Consider the following 16,281-nt stretch of genomic DNA (forward strand, 5'->3'; position numbering starts at 1 on the left):
TGCTAATCCGCGAAAGTTGAACGGAGTTCGAGCGTCCATGGGTCGCGCCGGCAAGATCGCAGCGCATGTTTTCCTGGCCTTCCTGGCTCTGCTGATCGGGCAGGTCCTGGCCGTGGGCCTCGACGCCGACCGGCCCGGCCTGCTGGCCCACGCCGGCCTCTACGCCCTGTCGGCCTTCCTGGTGGAGCTGCTGTTCCGGCTGGAGCGCGCGCCCTGGCGGTTCGTGGCCGCCGCCGACCACCTGCGCATCGCCCGCTCGGCGGCGCTGACGGCCCTGACCTTCTCGCTGCTGGCCTTCCTGGTCCTGCCCGACCTCGACGGCGGCCTGCGCACCATCCTGGCGGCCCTGGTCGTGCAGGTCGGCCTGCTGGCCGCCCTGCGCGTCGGCCGCCGCGCGCTGCACGAGGGCGTGCTGGCCGAGGCCCTGCTGCGCCTGCGCCCCGCCCCCGCCCACCCGGCCCTGCCGCGCCTGCTGATCATCGGCACGGCGGCCGAGGCCGAGACCTTTCTGCGCGCCCCCGGCCTGGCCGAGCGCTACGCCGTGGTCGGCCTTCTGACCCCCGAGGCCCGCGAGACCGGCGACGAGATCCGCGGCGTCTGCGTGCTGGGCGCCATCGACCGCTTCGACGCGGTCATGCGCCAGCTCAGCGACGGCGGCCTGTCGCCGGCCGCCGTGCTGTTCCTGGCCGAGGCCCCGCTGGGCGCCTTCGGAGCCGAGCGCCTGGGCCGCCTGAAGAGCGAGGGCGTGCGCCTGCTGCGTCGCCCCGGCCTGGTCGAGATGGGCGAGGGCCCCACCGCCGCCGCCCTGCGCGAGATCAGCCTCGAGGAACTGCTCAGCCGCGCCCCCGTGCGCCTCGACCCCGCCCCGGTCAGGGCCCTGGTCAGCGGCCGCCGCGTGCTGGTCACCGGAGCCGGCGGCAGCATCGGCTCGGAGCTGTGCCGCCAGATCGCCGCCAGCGGCGCGGCCCACCTGACGATGGTCGACGCCTCGGAGGCCAACCTCTTCCTGATCGACCGCGAGATCGCCGAGGCCTGGCCGGCCCTGCCGCGCCGCGAGGCCCTGTGCGACGTGCGCGACGAGGGCCGCGTCTCGCGCCTGCTGGCCGCCGAGCAGCCCGACATCGTCTTCCACGCCGCCGCCCTCAAGCACGTGCCGATGGTCGAGAGCCACCCCTGCGAGGGCGTGCGCACCAACGTGCTGGGCACCCGCAACGTCGCCCTCGCGGCCAAGGCGGCCGGCGCCTCGCACTTCGCCCTGATCTCGACCGACAAGGCCGTGGCCCCCTCCAGCGTCATGGGCGCCACCAAGCGCGTGGCCGAAGCCATCGCCCGCCAGTTCGGCGGCGGCGGCAAGATGCGGGTCGGCGTGGTGCGCTTCGGCAACGTGCTGGGCTCGGCCGGCTCGGTCGTGCCGGTGTTCCGCCACCAGATCGCCCGCGGCGGCCCGGTCACCCTGACCGACGCCAATGTCGAGCGCTACTTCATGACCATCCCCGAGGCGGTGTCGCTGGTGCTGCGCGCCGTGGCCCAGTCGGCCGCCGACGCCGCCCCGCCGGCCGGCGTGCTCACCCTGGAGATGGGCGAGCCGGTGAAGATCATCGATCTCGCCCGCCGGATGATCGAGCTGCAGGGCCTGGTTCCCGGCAAGGACATCGAGATCCGCATCACCGGCCTGCGCCCCGGCGAGAAGCTCACCGAGGAACTGGTCGACGTCAACGAGACCGCCGCGCCCAAGTCGGCCGGCGTGATCGAGGCCACCGCCGTCGCCCCCGCCCCGCGCATCGACGAAGCGACCCTGGCCGCCCTCGAAACCGCCGCCCTGGCCGGCGACGAGTTCGGCGTGCGCACCCAGCTGTTCGCGCTGGTCGAGCGCCTGCGCTCGACGGCGCCTGAGACGACGCGGGCGTAAGTACGGGAACCTCCCCCTATGGGGGAGGCGGCCGAAGGCCGGTGGGGGGAGTTGGCGATGAACTTCCGACGCCTCGAAAGCTGAAAACGTCCCCCCTCCGGCCCTCCGGGCCACCTCCCCCAGAGGGGGAGGATCTTTCAATGAAAATCCCGGCTCCTCAGCAGCCGCCCCGACACCTTCTGGCGCACGCGCGGCGCGGGCGCGTCGGGCTCGTCCCGCAGGCTCGACAGCTGGGCCGACAGGTCGGTGAAGCCCTCGGCGACGATGTGGATCACGCCCTCGGCCGCCTGCACCCGCCCGTGCACCACCAGGAACGAGGCGGTCATCACCACGTTGCGGTCGGCCTCGAAGCGGTCCTTCCAGACCACTGCGTTGGCCACACCCGTCTCGTCCTCCAGGGTGACGAACACCACGCCCTTGGCCGTGCCCGGCCGCTGGCGGATCAGCACGAGCCCGCCGACCGACACCTTCTGGCCGTTCCTGAACCTTGGGAGCTGGTCGGCGGTGACCGCGCCCATCTTCTCCAGCATCGGCCGGTAGAAGCCGCACGGATGGGCCTTCAGCGAGAGGCTGGTGGTGCGATAGTCCTCGGCCACCTCCTGGGGCGCGGCCATCGCCGGCAGGGCGACCCTGTCCTCGAACAGCGGCAGGCCGGCCAGCAGCGGCGCCTGCACCGGCGCCCTGTGCTCGCCCTTCAGCCCCTTCACCGCCCACAGGGCGTCGCGCCGCGCAAGACCGGTCGAGGCGAAGGCGTCGGCCTCGGCCAGCAGTTCCAGCGCCCGCTGCGGCACCCCGCCCTGGGCGAACTCGGCCGGCGCGCGCGCGCCTTCGTCGCGCGCCTTCACCAGGGCTTTGACGTCGGCCTCCTTCAGGCCCTTGATCTGGCGCAGGCCAAGACGCAGCGCCTTCCAGCGCGGGCGGGTCTCCTCGCAGGAGATCTTGCGGGGATCCCGCCGCCTCTCCCCGCCTGACGCGAGGGGCGACCTGGCCTCCAGCGTGCAGTCCCAGTCGCTGGCCATCACGTCGGGCGGCCGCACCTCCACCCCGTGCTCGCGCGCGTCGCGCACCAGCTGGGACGGCTGGTAGAAGCCCATCGGCTGGGAGTTGATCAGGGCCGCGCAGAACACGTCCGGCCAGGCCCATTTGATCCAGGCCGAGACATAGACCAGCTTGGCGAAACTGGCCGCGTGGCTTTCCGGAAAGCCGTAATGGCCAAAGCCCTCGATCTGCTTGAAGCAGCGCTCGGCGAAGTCACGCTGATAGCCGCGCGCCACCATGCCCTCGACGAACTTCACCCGGTATTCGGCCGGCGTGCCCAGGTTGCGGAAGGTGGCCATGGCCTTGCGCAGACCGTCGGCCTCGTCGGGCGTGAACTTGGCCGCCTCGATGGCCAGACTCATGGCCTGCTCCTGGAACAGCGGCACGCCGTAGGTGTTGCCGAGGATCTCCTGCAGTTCGTTCTCCGGCCCGTGCTCGGGAGCCGGCTTGGGCCAGTCCACAGGCTCGATCCCGTTGCGGCGCTTCAGGTAGGGATGCACCATGTCGCCCTGGATGGGGCCGGGCCGCACGATCGCCACCTCGATGACCAGGTCGTAGAAGCGCCGGGGCTTCAGGCGCGGCAGCATCGACATCTGCGCCCGGCTCTCCACCTGGAACACCCCGATGCTGTCGGCCACGCACAGCATGTCGTAGACGCCCGCCACCTCGGCCGGCACGTCGGCCAGGTCGACGATGGCCTCGCCGTGATCGGCGCGCAGCATGCCGAAGGCCCGCTGGATCGCCGTCAGCATGCCCAGCGCCAGCACGTCGACCTTCATCAAGCCCAGGCTGTCGATGTCGTCCTTGTCCCATTCGATGAAGGTGCGGTCCTTCATGGCGGCGTTGCCGATCGGCACGGTCTCGTCCAGCCGCCGCTTGGTCAGCACGAAGCCGCCGACGTGCTGCGACAGGTGGCGGGGAAAGCCCATCAGCTCGGTGGCCAGGGCCACGGCGCGGGCGATCTCGGGGGCCTTGGGATCCAGGCCCGCATTGCGCAGGTGCTCCTCGGGCAGGCCGTCGCCCCAGCTGCCCCAGACGGTGCCGGCCAGCAGGCTGGTGACGTCCTCGGTCAGGCCCAGGGCCTTGCCGACGTCGCGGATGGCGCTGCGCGGGCGGTAATGGATCACCGTGCCGCAGATGGCCGCATATTCCCGGCCATAGCGCTCATAGACGTACTGCATCACCTCCTCGCGCCGCTCGTGCTCGAAGTCGACGTCGATGTCGGGCGGCTCGCCGCGGTTTTCGGAGATGAAGCGGGTGAACAGCAGGCGGTGCCTGGTGGGATCGATGGCGGTGACGCCCAGGCAGTAGCAGACCGAGGAATTGGCCGCCGAGCCGCGCCCCTGGCACAGGATCCCCTGCCCCCGCGCCCAGCCGACGATGTCGTGCACGGTGATGAAGTAGTTGGGGTAGTCCATCTTGGCGATCAGCCGCAGCTCTTCCTTCAGCTGCGCGGCCACCTTCTCGGGCACGCCGTCCGGATAGCGCCAGGCCGCCCCCTGCCAGGTCAGGTCGGTCAGGTGCTGCATCGAGGTCTTGCCCGGCGGCACGGGCTCGTCGGGATACTCCTCGTGCAGGTCGGAAAGGTCGAAGCCGATGCGCGCGACGATCTCGACGGTGCGCGCGATGGCCCTCGGCCAGCGCTCGAAGAGACGCGCCATCTCGGCCGGGGCCTTGATGTGGCGCTCGGCGTTGGCCTCCAGCCGGAAGCCGGCCTCCTGGATCGTGCAATGCTCGCGCACGCAGGTGATCACGTCCTGCAGCGGCCGCCGCTCGGGGCCGTGATAGAGCACGTCGTTGGTGGCTGCCATCGGCGCGCCCGCGCCGTGGCCCAGGGCGTCCAGGCGGGCCAGGCGCTTGAGGTCGCGGGCGGCGTAGGCGCGGCTGGCGGCCAACCACACCCGGCCCTTCAGCGCCCCGGCGATGCGGTGAAGGTCGGCCTCGAAGGCCGCGTCCAGCGTCTCGGGCGGCACGACCAGGACCAGCTGCCCCTCGGCGTGCGCCGCGAAGTCATCCCACGACAGGATGCACTCGCCCTTGCCCGCCCGCCGCTGGCCCAGCGTCAAAAGCCGGGTCAGCCGCGCGAAGGCCTCGCGGTCGGAGGGGTAGCACAGCAGGCTGGGCGTGCCGTCGGCGAAGTCGAGGCGACAGCCGGCCAGGGCCCGCACCTTGAGCGTCTTGGCCGCCGTCCAGGCGCGCACCACCCCCGCCAGGCTGTTGCGGTCGACCACGCCCACGGCGGAAAGGCCCAGGGCCTCGGCGGTCAGCATCAGCTCCTCGGCGCGCGAGGCCCCGTGCAGGAACGAGAAGTTGGTGGTGGTCTGGAGCTCGGCGTAGGCGGGGGTCATGGGATCCTCTCCCTGTGGGGGAGGTGTCCGCGAAGCGGACGGAGGGGGGAGTTGCTGATGAACGTCGGCCGCCGCGGAAGCTGAAAACGCCCCCCCTCCGGCCCTCCGGGCCACCTCCCCCAGAGGGGGAGGATCTTTCTAGCGCCGACGTCTCCAGACCCTCCCCCTGAAGGGGGAGGTGGCCCAGAGGGCCGGAGGGGGAAGAGACTGCTGAAATCGGCGCGCGCAAGACCCCGAGGAATGACTCCCCCCWCCGTCGGCCTCGCCGACACCTCCCCCTTCAGGGGGAGGATCATTGGGCCCTCAACCAAACAGGCCATGCAGCCACCATTTCGGCGGATCGCCGTCGCCATAGAGCCCCTGGCGGTAGATCCAGAACCGGCCGCCGGCCTCATCCTCCACCCGGTAATAGTCGCGGATCCTGCCCGGACCCGCGGCGTCGAAATCGCCGCGCCACCATTCCTGGCCGATGCGCTCGGGGCCTTCGGCCGCCTGGACGCGATGATGTCGCCCCCGCCAGGTGAAGCGCAGCGGCGGGTCGTCGGGCAGCTTGGCCATCACCTCGATCGGCTCGGGGCGTTTGAGCAGGCGCGTCGGGCGCGGCAGGTCGGGGCTCCACGGCCGGGCGGCCGCCGGCGCCGCCAGGGGCGCGGACCGTCCCACCGCCCGCTCGGGAACGTGGCTTTCCACCGGGTCGGGCCGCCAGACCCGCCCCTCGCCCAGGCGGTTGACCAGCCGGTCGACCAGCGGCGCCAGGGCTTCGGCCGCATCGAGCTCGGCGTCGATCCGCGCCTGCCCCTGCGCCAGGGCCTCCACCGCGAAGGCGTGCACGGTGATCACGTCGATGCCGAAGCCCGGATCGACGACGTCCAGCTTGGGCGCGACCAGCTTGGCCAGGCGCATGGCGTCGCGGCCGGGACGCGCCAGGCCGACGGGCACGGCGAAGGCCTTGCCGTCCAGGCGATGATAGACGACCTCGAACCGCTTGGCGCCGCGCCCCTCGCCCTCCAGCCGCTTGCAGATCAGGGCCAGCACGTCGGCGGCGACGCGGGCCAGGTCCTCGGGCGCGCTGACCGGCTCGAAGAAGGCCAGGCGCGCGAACCACGGACTGGCCGGCCGACGGAAGGCCAGGGCCTCGCCCGCCGCCCCCAGGGCCTGGTCCAGCCGCTGGGTGAAGGCAAGGCCGAAGCGCTTGGCCATCTGGGCGCGCGGCAGGGCGTAGAGCTGGCCCACCCGATGCAGCCCCAGGCGCGGCAGCTGGGCCTGGGCGGCCTCGTCCAGCCGCAGGGCCGCCACCGGCAGGCGGGCCAGGGCCTCGCGCTGGCCGCCGGGCGGAACCACCGCTCGCTCGGATCCGAAACGGGGCTCTCCATAGCGAGCCAGGGCCCAGGCCGCCCCGGCGGTGTCGGCGATCGCCCCCCGCGCCGGCACGCCCCAGCGCGCAAGGCGCTCCACAAGGTCGGCCAGCATGGCGTCCTCGCCGCCCCACAGGTGGTCGGTCCCGGTGATGTCGAGCAGCAGGCCGTCCTCGCCGTCGACCGCCACGGCCGGCGAGAACCGCACACACCAGTCGCAGAGGCTCTCCAGCGCCCGCCGGTCGGCGTCGGGGTCATGGTCGGCGGTGACCAGTTGGGGAACCAGCGCCAGGGCGTCGGCCGCCTTCTGGCCGGCGGAAAGGCCAAGCGCCATGGCCGCGGCGTCGACGGCGGCGAGACGACGCGTGCCGCGCTCGGAGACCAGCAGGGCGAAGGGAGGATCGTCCGAAGAGGACCCCCTCCGGCCCTCCGGGCTGCCTCCCCCAGGGGGGGAGGATCTGCAGATGCTCCCCCTCTGGGAGAGCTGTCGCGGAGCGACTGAGGGGGGAGTTCCCGCTGAAGCCGAAGCCCCTTCCCCCTCCGACCGCTTCGCGGCCACCTCCCCCTTCGGGGGGAGGGTCTTTTCCTCACCCCGCTCTACGAAGGCGTTCGGGTGGTGCCGGCGCCAGGTGGTGATCGGCCAGTTCGGACACCACACGGAAAGGATGCGGGCCATGGTCGGCCTCCGAATGTTCCAGGATCCACGCTCCGGGGCGTCCGCCCCGACAGCGTTCCAGCGCCACGCGCCAGGCGGGCGGGCCCAGCCCCAGCCCATCCGGCGGCGCGCGCCCCCGCGCGGGCCCCACCCGCCAGCGGCTGAAGGCGGCCGAGCCGGTCGCGCCCCTGGCCGGTCCGCCATAGGGCCGGCGGTGCAGCACGACCCCGAAGCCCCCCGCCCGCTCGCAGGCCAGCTGCAGCCGGCGGCCGGCCACCAGGTCGGGCGCCTCGACCTCGCCGATGGCGACGGAAACGCCGGGCGTGGCCAGGGCGTCCTCCAGCACGCTCAGCCCTTCGGCCTCGTCGCGCACCCGCACCATCACCAGCCGCTCGACCGGAAAGCCCAGGTTCACCAGGCCCGGCGCATAGAGATCCGAGCGCCGCAGCACCCAGACCACGGCGCCCTTTTCGGCTCGCGGCCGGGCCAGCAGCGCCGCGAAGGCCGCCGTCGCCGCCCCGCTCTCGCCCTCCAGCCCCTCGCCGACCACCTCGTGCCAGCCGGCCCTCGGCAGCCCCCCGCCGGGCAGGTGGCTGTCGACGCGCGGATCGCCGAACGGCAGGACCGGAGTCGGAGTCCGAGTCCCCGCCTCGATGGCGGCGATCCGACCTCTCAGGGCCTCGATACGCGCCTCGCGCGAGCCGGGCATGGCGACCTCCGTTCCCATTTTGTTCTGATCCTGATGGGCGCGGGAGTCAAGGTCGCCGAATGCGGCGGGGTGTCGCTGGAGGTCTCCCTGTCACCCCGTCATTCCCGCCCTCGTGGCGGGAAACCCTCTCTCAGCCGCAAGGGCGGAAGGGGCGGATCGCCGGCGATCCGCTTGCGCTTCACGTGCGAGCGGACCCAGGGGTTCCCGCCACGAGGGCGGGTGTTGACCGAGACCGACACTGGCTTGCGACACCGATCGGGCCGTCCGAAACGGGCGGCGGAGCCAACTTCGCTTCGCGACCCGTTGCGGACTTCTGCCGCCTCCGCTCTAGCGGCGTGCATGCGACCGTTTGAGCGTACCCTATGGTTAGGGTTTCTTAGTTAGCCATAGGCGCGCAATCGAAAGCTGAAGGGAGCTACGCCTACGCCGCAGCCCTCTGAAATGCGAATTGCCGTGCTAGGCCTATTGCGCCTTTTCAGCCGGTCGGATGGCACCGTCGGCACACATCATATCAGAGGTCGCCATGGGAAATGACTACTTCGCCGAGTTTGAGAAGGCGATGGGTGACATAGTCGCTATCGGCAACGACCTCGGCAAGGTAACCGAAGATATTCTAGTCCCGAGCGATAGTCCAACGGCGATGGCCATGACGCTCTACGCGAGGTCGTGGTCGCACTTACGAGCCTTCACTATACTGTACAAGGAGGGCCTGATCTTAGAGGCCGAAATGATCCTTCGAGGGAGCATCGAGGTCGCCATCTGTCTCGCAAATTTGGAAAAGCGCGGGAAGGAATTCCTCGCCGACCTTGACGCGGACCTGTCTGACACGATGGTCGGCCAGCTCAAAATGATGCAGAAGTTCGGCCTCGGGTTCGCCGACCAAATCGCTAACGAATGGGCCAACGAAATCGCTGCCAATGGCAAGAGGCTCAACATTGAGAAATTGGCTGGTCAGACGAATGTTGGCGACCTGTACGTATTTCACCGTGTACTATCCGGCACTGCATCTCACATTACAGGAATATCAGTCACTCGGCACCTGGCCCTTACGGACGAGACGCCCGAGTTTAATAGGCTCGTAGCCGAAGCCGCCGAGGGAGACCGTCGTCGTGCGGTGTACTGGATGGTTTTGACGATGACGGCGCTGTTCCAGTCGTATGCCACCATCATAGAAAGCCAAGCTGCCTTGAACGCTGTCAGCGGGCTACTGTTGAACCTGCAACCCGCGCTCGAACAGTACGCTGCGGCCAACGGCATTCCCATCGTCGGCTAGCCAACGTCAGCTTTCCACCCTTTGCGGACAATGATGGCGTCCGCCTACAGGGCTGTGTCGGTAGCGGTGGAGGTCCCCGGTTCCGGGGCGGGAATGACGGGAGTTTAGATGCCCTACACCCGCTCCACCCGCCGCCCTGCCAGGGCGCTGACCAGCGCTTCCGGCGCGGCGGGCTTGTGCAGCACCGGGCCGTCGTCGAGGCCGGGCTCCTGGTAGCCGGTCAGGTAGACGAAGGGGATGGCCCGCTCGGCCAGGGCTCTGGCCACCGGCGTGACCATGCGGCCGCCAAGGTTCACGTCGAGCACCGCCCGGTCGATCAGGCTGCTCTCGATCAGCTCCAGGGCCTCCTCGACGTCGCCGGCCGGCCCGACCACCTGCGCGCCGGCCAGGGCCAGCACGCGGGCCAGCTCCATGGCCACCAGGGCCTCGTCCTCGACCACCAGCACCCGCTGGTCCTGCAGGCCGCCGTCGGGCAAGGGGCTGGTCGTCGCCGCCGAGCGCTCGCCGCCGCCGGCATGGGGCAGAGCGCCCCTCGAAAGCGCGATGCGGCAATGCAGGCCTTCGGCGCGCCAGTCATGCGAGACCTGCGCGCCCAGCTGCTTGCCGGCGTTCTGGATCAGGGTCGAGCCGAAGCCCCGCCGGGCCGGGGCGATCGCCGGCGGCCCGCCGCTCTCGCGCCAGTCGACGACGAGCCGGCCGGCGTCCCAGCTCCAGGCCACCTCCAGCACGCCGCCGGGCGTCGACAGGGCGCCGTACTTGCTGGCGTTGGTGGCCAGCTCGTGCACCACCAGGCCCAGCGACTGGGCCGCCTCGGCGCGGATCAGCACCGGCGGGCCGTCCAGGACGACGCGGCTCTCGTGCTCGACGCTGTAAGCCTCGAGCTCCTGCTCCAGCAGCGCCCGCAGCACCGCCCCGGTCCAGCGGGTGGTCGACAGAAGGCTGTGCGAGCGGGCCAGCGAGCCGATGCGGCCGCTGAGCGCGGTGACGTACTGGCGCTTGTCGACGAAGGGCGTCAGCTGGACCAGCGACTGCACGACCGCCAGCACGTTCTTGGCCCGGTGGTCGACCTCGCGGATCAGCAGGCGCTCGGTCTCCTCGGCCTGGCGCAGGGCCGCGTCCGCGCGGGCCCGGCCGCTGGCGGCCCAGATCAGTTCGGCCACGTCGCCGACGAAGGCCGCCTCGTCGACGCCCCAGGTGCGCGGCCGCTCCTGGCAGACGAACAGGTAGGAGACCAGCCGCCCGGCCTTGACCAGCGGCACGGCCACGAAAGCGCGGATGTCGAGCGCGACATAGGCCTCCAGGCTGTGGCGGGTGCGCGCGTCCTCGCGGACGTCGTCGATCACCACCTGCACGCCGGCGCGCAGGTCGTCGCTCATCGCCGGGCCGAAGTCGTCGAGCACGAACAGCGGGCCGACCAGGGGCTGTACGCCCTCCCCGCCCCACTCGCCGATGATCTGGGTCGAGACGCCGGCCAGATCGACCTCGGCATAGCCCGCCCGCTGCGCGCCCAGCTGCGCGGCCAGCACGGCGCAGGCCTTGTCGGCGATGGCGGCGACCTCGCTTTCCTCGCGCAGCTGGCGGCCCAGGTCGAGCATCAGGGCCCGGCGCCGCTCGCGCACCAGAAGGCGCGCCAGTTCGGCCTCGGCCCGCTTGCGCGCCGAGATGTCGGTGACCAGCACGTAGTAGCCCAGCACCGCGCCGTCCGGCGCCACGTCGGGCACGTACTTGGCCTCCACATGGCGCAGGCCCGCGGCCTGGTAGGGCACTTCGCCCTCGAAGGTCAGGCTCTGGCCTTCCAGCGCCCCGTCGACATGGTCGCGCACCCGCTCATAGGCGTCCGCGCCCATCACCTCGAGCAGCGAGCGGCCCTCGATGTCCTCGCGGCGGACGCCGAACCAGGTCTCGTAGGCGCGATTGACGAAGCGGTAGCGGCGGTCGGCGTCGACATAGCCGATCAGGATCGGCACCGCGTCGGCCATGGTCGCCGAGAAGGTGTCCCGTCGGCCGGCATGGGAGGGCGAAGGGGCGTCGTCGGTCATGGATTACGGCGCTCGTTTCGCGAAGGAGCGGCAGGCTTGCACGCCCACCTCCCAAGGTGGAGTGAGACAAACGGTCGCGGCCCTGCCCGTCAGTCTTCTCGCCGGAAGGTCACGACCAGCACGTCGCGCCGCGCCTCCTCGCCCGCGCGGAGGGGGCGGATCGCGGTCACCCCGTGCAGCACCCGATGGTCGTCGATGAGCACCGCGTCCCCCGGCTCGACCAGGGTGAACGAGCCCAGCGAGGCGCCGTCGGGGGCGAAGATGTCGGTGACGCCGCTGGCCACGTTGCGCCGCTCGACCAGCATGACGATCACCCAGTCGACGCCGTCGCGGTGCGCGCCTTCCGGCGTGGGCAGGCCGGCCTGCCCGTCATGGGCCTCGATGCGGAACTGGTGCAGCTCGACGTGCCAGGCCTTCGGCGGCTGGGCGGTCAGCGGCTGGAAGGTCTCCAGGCCCGCCTTCAGCAGGCCCTGCGTCACCGGATGCTCGGCGATCGCCTGCGTCACCGGCTCGAACCAGCGCTGCACGCCGCCGTTCAGGGCGTTGTAGTCGCGGCTCTGGTAGTGCGGCTGGTGCGGCTTGCGCGCGATCGCGCCGTCGGCCCCCACGGCGAAGGCCGCGAACCGCCGGCGGCGATAGCGCCCGCCGTCGGCCATGAAGCCGTCGACGCCCAGGTCGTTCCAGCTGTCGGCGAACAGGTCCCAGTCCGTCAGGCCGCCCAGCAGGGCGCGCGTCTCCCCGGCCGGAACGATGGCGAAGCCGTCCGCCGCGATCTTCTCGGCGATCATGCCGGGGCTCCCGGCCGGAAGAACAGGCCCAGCCGCAGCGAGCGGGCGATGCGCTCGGCCTTCTCGCCGATGATCGCCGCGCGCGGGGCGTCGAACAGCTCCACGCAGGTGGCGTGGAACAGGTTCAGCCACGGCGTGAACATCCACTCCTGGAAGCCCTCGATGCGCTGGTGCACCGCCATCGGCGAGCCCTTGTAGCGCCCCGAGCCCTGCAGCACCGTGGCCCAGAAGTCCTTCAACGTGGCCATGTGGTGGGGCCAGGCCTCCTCGGCGATCTGGCCGTTGAACACCGGCCCGATGCGCGGATGGCGACGGACCTTGGCGTAGAAGGCCTCGACCAGGGCGTCGATCTCGGCGTCGGTGAAGGTCGGTTCTTTGAGGGCGGGCTCGGACATGGCCCCTAGATGGTCCCAAGCGAGGCGGCAGCCAAGCTAGGGATCATCACTTAGGGTTTCGCTTTTCTCCCAAGCTGTCATCCCGGCCGTAGCGCGCAGCGCGTAGAGCCGGGACCCAGGGGCCGCCGCAGTGCGTCGGCTGCCGTTGGGAGGCGAACCTGGGCGCTGCGCCCAGCCCCCTGGGTCCCGGATCGGCCTGCGGCCGTCCGGGATGACGAGGTATTTGGCGCAGGAGCCCTAAGCCTTGCCCGTCACGCCCTGCTGGGGCGCGCTGCCCTGCAGGCTCCAGTCGCCGGCCTTGGCTTCGGGTCCGCGATCCAGGCGCAGGTTGTTCTGCACGTTGTCGACGCCGCTGACGCTCTCGGCCAGCAGTTCGGCCCGGCGCTTGTCGTCGCGGGCGTGGACCGTGCCGCTCAGGGTGACCTCGCCGTCCTTGACCGCCACCTCGATAGCCGAGGCGTCCAGCCAGCCGTCGTCGGTCAGCCGGTCGCTGACGTCCTCGCGGATGCGCTCGTCCGAGCGGCGATAGCCCTTGGGGCCGCGCCCGCGATGGTCGGCGCGCAGGGCCGCGTCGTGCTCGCGGCGGCGCTGGGCGTCGTGGTCGCCCATCCAGGCCGAGACCTCGTCGCGGGCCCGCTCGAACCAGCCGCGATCCTCGTCGTGGCGATCGCGCGGATGGCGGGCGTAGGCCCAGTGATCCTGGTCGTAGCGACCCCGACCTGGACCATCCGTGTAGTAGTTGCGCTCGCGCTCGTGGCGGCGGTCGAAATAGGCCCGGTCGCCATAGTCCGGCGCCTGGCCGCGATAGCCGCCCCCGCCGTAGTCGGCCGACGAACCGCCGAAGTCGAAGCCGCCCACCTGGCCGTAGTCGCCCGGCGCGCGATAGCCCCGGCCTGAGGCATAGTCCGAGCCCGAGCGGATCGTCCCATAGCCGATGTCGCCGCCCTGACTGACCGCCCGGCGCAGCTCGGCCCTGCCGGACGAATGGTGACGCGGCTCGCCGTAGCTGCGCTGCTCGCGGGCGGCGTAGCGGTCGCGCCAGTCGGGATCCTGGGCGTAGCGGTCCTGGCGGCGAGAGGCGTCGTAGCCGTAGCCGCGCTCGTCGTCGAAATCGCGGTCGCGATCGATCTCGAAGCGGCCTTCACGGTCGTTCCAGCGGGACTCGGGCATGGGTGTTCTCCGTGGCTCATGTGGCGTCGGGGCGCGTCGAGGCGTCCCACGGCGTCAGAACGGAGCGGCCGAAAGCCCTGTTCCTAATGCGACGCTTCTTTGGGCGAGCCGGCAGCCAGTTGTGGATGACCACGGGATAGGTCGCTCGCCGCCTGTAGATTGTCGCAAGCACGGGCGTGCCTTCGCGCGCGGGGAGGCTTATGTTGGGGCCATTCCGCCATGCGCTTCGACGACCGCTTCCTTGAAGAACTGAAGTCCCGACTTCGCCCCTCCGACGTGGTCGGAAAGACGGTGAAGCTGCGGCGGCAGGGTCGCGAGTACGCGGGGCTTTCGCCCTTCACCAAGGAAAAGAGCCCCTCGTTCTTCGTCAACGACGACAAGGGCTTCTACCACTGCTTCTCCAGCGGCAAGCACGGCGACATCATCAGCTTCCTGCAGGAGACCGAGCGCCTCACCTTCTCCGAGGCGGTCGAGCGGCTGGCCGCCGAGGCCGGCATGTCCCTGCCCGAGCCCGACGCCCGCGCCGCCCAGGACGACCGCAAGCGCGCGGGGCTGGGCGACTGGATGGAGCTGGCGGCGGCCTGGTTCGAGGCCGAGCTGCGCCGCCCGGTGGGCAAGGACGCCCGCGCCTATCTCGACCGCCGCGCTCTGCCCGAAGACCAGTGGAGCCGCTTCCGCATCGGCTTTGCCCCCAATGGCCGCACGGCGCTGAAGGACTATCTGGTCGCCAAAGGCGCCAAGCCCGGCGACCTCGTCGAGGCGGGCCTCCTGATCGCGCCCGAGGACGGCGGCGCGCCCTATGACCGCTTCCGCGACCGGATCATCTTTCCGATCACCGACACCCGCGGCAAGGTCGTCTCGTTCGGCGGCCGGGCCATGGATCCCAACGCCCGCGCCAAATACCTGAACGGCCCCGAGACCAGCCTCTTTCACAAGAGCCGGGTGCTCTACGGCCTCTATGACGCGCGCAAGCTGCTGCACGCGGCCCAGGCGGCGGCCCCCAACGAGCAGACCCCGATGCTGGTGGTCGAAGGCTACATGGACGTCGTGGCCTGCCAGCGCGCGGGCCTGCCGGCGGTGGCGGCCATGGGCACGGCCCTGACCGAGGAGCAGATGGAGGCGCTGTGGCGCCTGCATCCCGAACCCACGCTCTGCTTCGACGGCGACAAGGCCGGCCAGCGCGCCGCCAGCCGCGCCATCGACCGCGCCCTGCCCCTGCTCAAGCCCGGCCGCTCGTTCCGCTTCTCGATCGTCAGCGGCGGCAAGGACCCCGACGACGTGCTGCGCGAGCAGGGCCCGGCGGCGCTGAAGGCCCAGGTCACCCAGACCACGCCCTTCGTCGAGGCGCTGTTCGTGCGCGAGCGCGACCTGGAGCCGCTGGACACGCCCGAGCGCAAGGCCGGCCTCAAGCAGCGCCTCCGCGTGGCGGCCGGAACCATCGCCGACAAGGACCTGGCGGCCGCCTACAAGGACGACCTCTACGGCAAGCTCGACGCCCTGTTCCCCAAGCCGGCCTATGGCGGCGGGCCCTATGGAGGCGGACAAGGCGGCGGCCAGGGCGGTGATCGCCCCTTCACCCCGCGAGGCGGCGGTGGCGGCGGCTGGAAAGGCCGCGAGCGTGGCCCGCCCGACCCCGGCATCCGCGGCGTCGCCCGCGAGCAGATCGGCCGCCGGCTGAACCCCTTCCACGCGGCCGTGGCCATCGCCGCCGTCGACCATCCGCCCTGGGCGCGTCCCTATGACGAGGCGCTGGAGCGGATCGGCTTTGGCGAACCTCGCCTGAAGGGCCTGGCGCACGAGATCTTCGAGGCCCTGATCGACGACATCGGCGAGGATACGCCCTTCCGCGACATCCTGGTCCGCAAGGGCCGGGGCGAGGAGCTGGCCGAACTCGACCGCCTGGCGCTGACGCTCAAGCCGCCGTTCCTCGATCCCAAGATGGAGCGCGAGCGCGCCCGCCTGCTGTGGGCGGCCTGCTACGAGGCCATCGTCGAGGTCGGCGACGCCCAGCGCGCCCTGCGGGCCATGCGCGAAGAGCCCGTCACCGCCGCCAGCCTGACCGCCACCCGCGACCTGCGCGACCGCATCGCCATCCTCGAACGCCAGATCAGCAACCTCGAATTCTGGCAGCCCGCGCACTAGGGACGCCTTCCGTAGGTGAGGCCGAGGGCCCGCATCAGACCCTCCCCCTCTGGGGGAGGTGGCCCAGAGGGCCGGAGGGGGCCAGCGCCGGCGTCAAGAACCCCCTCAGTCGCTCCGCGAYAGCTCCCCCAGAGGGGGAGCATCCGCCCCCAGGAACCTCCCCCCGTGGGGGAGGCGGCCGAAGGCCGGTGGGGGGAGTTCTCAGCTTGCGGGGCATTGGTCGTCTTCCCTCCAACTCCCCCCACCGATCGCTGCGCGATCGCCTCCCCCCACGGGGGGAGGTTCCCGGTTATGGGGATAGAGCCCCGTCCATCCCCGGCGTTCGTCGAAAAATCCCAAGCCGATCCAACGCTCTACAACTTTCTCAGCCAATTCAATCAGACGCACCGAAACCCGGGTCATAATCAAAGCCGTCCCCGCCATGGGGAGGGCTCTTGGTACCGGCCCAAGCGTGGCGAGG

Annotated in this window: 10 protein-coding genes and 1 pseudogene; 4 read left to right on the forward strand and 7 right to left on the reverse strand. The window is 71.2% G+C overall.

The window, feature by feature from the left end:
• Window positions 1-37: 37 nt before the first annotated feature.
• A complete protein-coding gene (locus tag AC1DCG_RS19520; protein ID WP_477037187.1) occupies window positions 38-1,909 on the forward strand; it encodes a polysaccharide biosynthesis protein in 1,872 nt (623 codons plus the stop codon).
• A 137-nt stretch (window positions 1,910-2,046) separates the two neighbouring features.
• Here AC1DCG_RS19520 and AC1DCG_RS19525 read toward each other — a convergent pair whose 3' ends face one another.
• The 3 genes from AC1DCG_RS19525 to AC1DCG_RS19535 all read right to left on the reverse strand — a co-directional run bounded on the left by AC1DCG_RS19525 (window position 2,047) and on the right by AC1DCG_RS19535 (window position 8,014).
• Complete coding sequence (locus AC1DCG_RS19525) at window positions 2,047-5,295, reverse strand: error-prone DNA polymerase (RefSeq protein ID WP_477041612.1); 3,249 nt, start codon at window positions 5,293-5,295, stop codon at window positions 2,047-2,049.
• Between the two features lie 303 nt (window positions 5,296-5,598).
• Window positions 5,599-6,984 (reverse strand): DUF6504 family protein, encoded by a 1,386-nt coding sequence (locus tag AC1DCG_RS19530; RefSeq protein WP_477030900.1) that lies wholly within the window; start codon window positions 6,982-6,984, stop codon window positions 5,599-5,601.
• Between the two features lie 253 nt (window positions 6,985-7,237).
• Entirely contained in the window at window positions 7,238-8,014 is a 777-nt protein-coding gene (locus tag AC1DCG_RS19535; RefSeq protein ID WP_477030905.1) for an ImuA family protein, read from the reverse strand.
• Between the two features lie 523 nt (window positions 8,015-8,537).
• On the opposite strand from AC1DCG_RS19535, the gene AC1DCG_RS19540 reads away from it, so the two are divergent.
• Window positions 8,538-9,287 carry a DUF5677 domain-containing protein gene (locus tag AC1DCG_RS19540; protein WP_477030901.1) on the forward strand — a complete coding sequence of 250 codons (750 nt, stop codon included), beginning with the start codon at window positions 8,538-8,540 and terminating at the stop codon, window positions 9,285-9,287.
• A 113-nt stretch (window positions 9,288-9,400) separates the two neighbouring features.
• Here AC1DCG_RS19540 and AC1DCG_RS19545 read toward each other — a convergent pair whose 3' ends face one another.
• The 4 genes from AC1DCG_RS19545 to AC1DCG_RS19560 all read right to left on the reverse strand — a co-directional run bounded on the left by AC1DCG_RS19545 (window position 9,401) and on the right by AC1DCG_RS19560 (window position 13,679).
• The gene (locus AC1DCG_RS19545; RefSeq protein ID WP_477037197.1) at window positions 9,401-11,326 is read right to left on the reverse strand and encodes an HWE histidine kinase domain-containing protein; all 1,926 of its coding nucleotides are present in this window, start codon (window positions 11,324-11,326) and stop codon (window positions 9,401-9,403) included.
• An 89-nt stretch (window positions 11,327-11,415) separates the two neighbouring features.
• A complete protein-coding gene (locus AC1DCG_RS19550; protein ID WP_165262932.1) occupies window positions 11,416-12,114 on the reverse strand; it encodes a 2OG-Fe dioxygenase family protein in 699 nt (232 codons plus the stop codon).
• Window positions 12,111-12,509, reverse strand: a complete 399-nt coding sequence (locus tag AC1DCG_RS19555; RefSeq protein ID WP_165262930.1) for a group III truncated hemoglobin — start codon at window positions 12,507-12,509, stop codon at window positions 12,111-12,113. The genes AC1DCG_RS19550 and AC1DCG_RS19555 overlap by 4 nt, the downstream gene beginning before the upstream one ends.
• Window positions 12,510-12,746: 237 nt before the next feature.
• Window positions 12,747-13,679 carry a BON domain-containing protein gene (locus tag AC1DCG_RS19560; RefSeq protein WP_477030903.1) on the reverse strand — a complete coding sequence of 311 codons (933 nt, stop codon included), beginning with the start codon at window positions 13,677-13,679 and terminating at the stop codon, window positions 12,747-12,749.
• A 219-nt stretch (window positions 13,680-13,898) separates the two neighbouring features.
• Between AC1DCG_RS19560 and dnaG the strand changes: the two are divergent.
• Both dnaG and AC1DCG_RS19570 read left to right on the forward strand, forming a co-directional pair.
• Window positions 13,899-15,327 (forward strand): annotated as a pseudogene (dnaG, locus tag AC1DCG_RS19565) (DNA primase); the annotation flags it as partial.
• A 47-nt stretch (window positions 15,328-15,374) separates the two neighbouring features.
• Window positions 15,375-15,821 carry a hypothetical protein gene (locus tag AC1DCG_RS19570; protein WP_477030904.1) on the forward strand — a complete coding sequence of 149 codons (447 nt, stop codon included), beginning with the start codon at window positions 15,375-15,377 and terminating at the stop codon, window positions 15,819-15,821.
• Window positions 15,822-16,281: the final 460 nt, after the last annotated feature.

This window comes from Caulobacter sp. 10L414, assembly GCF_056395525.1.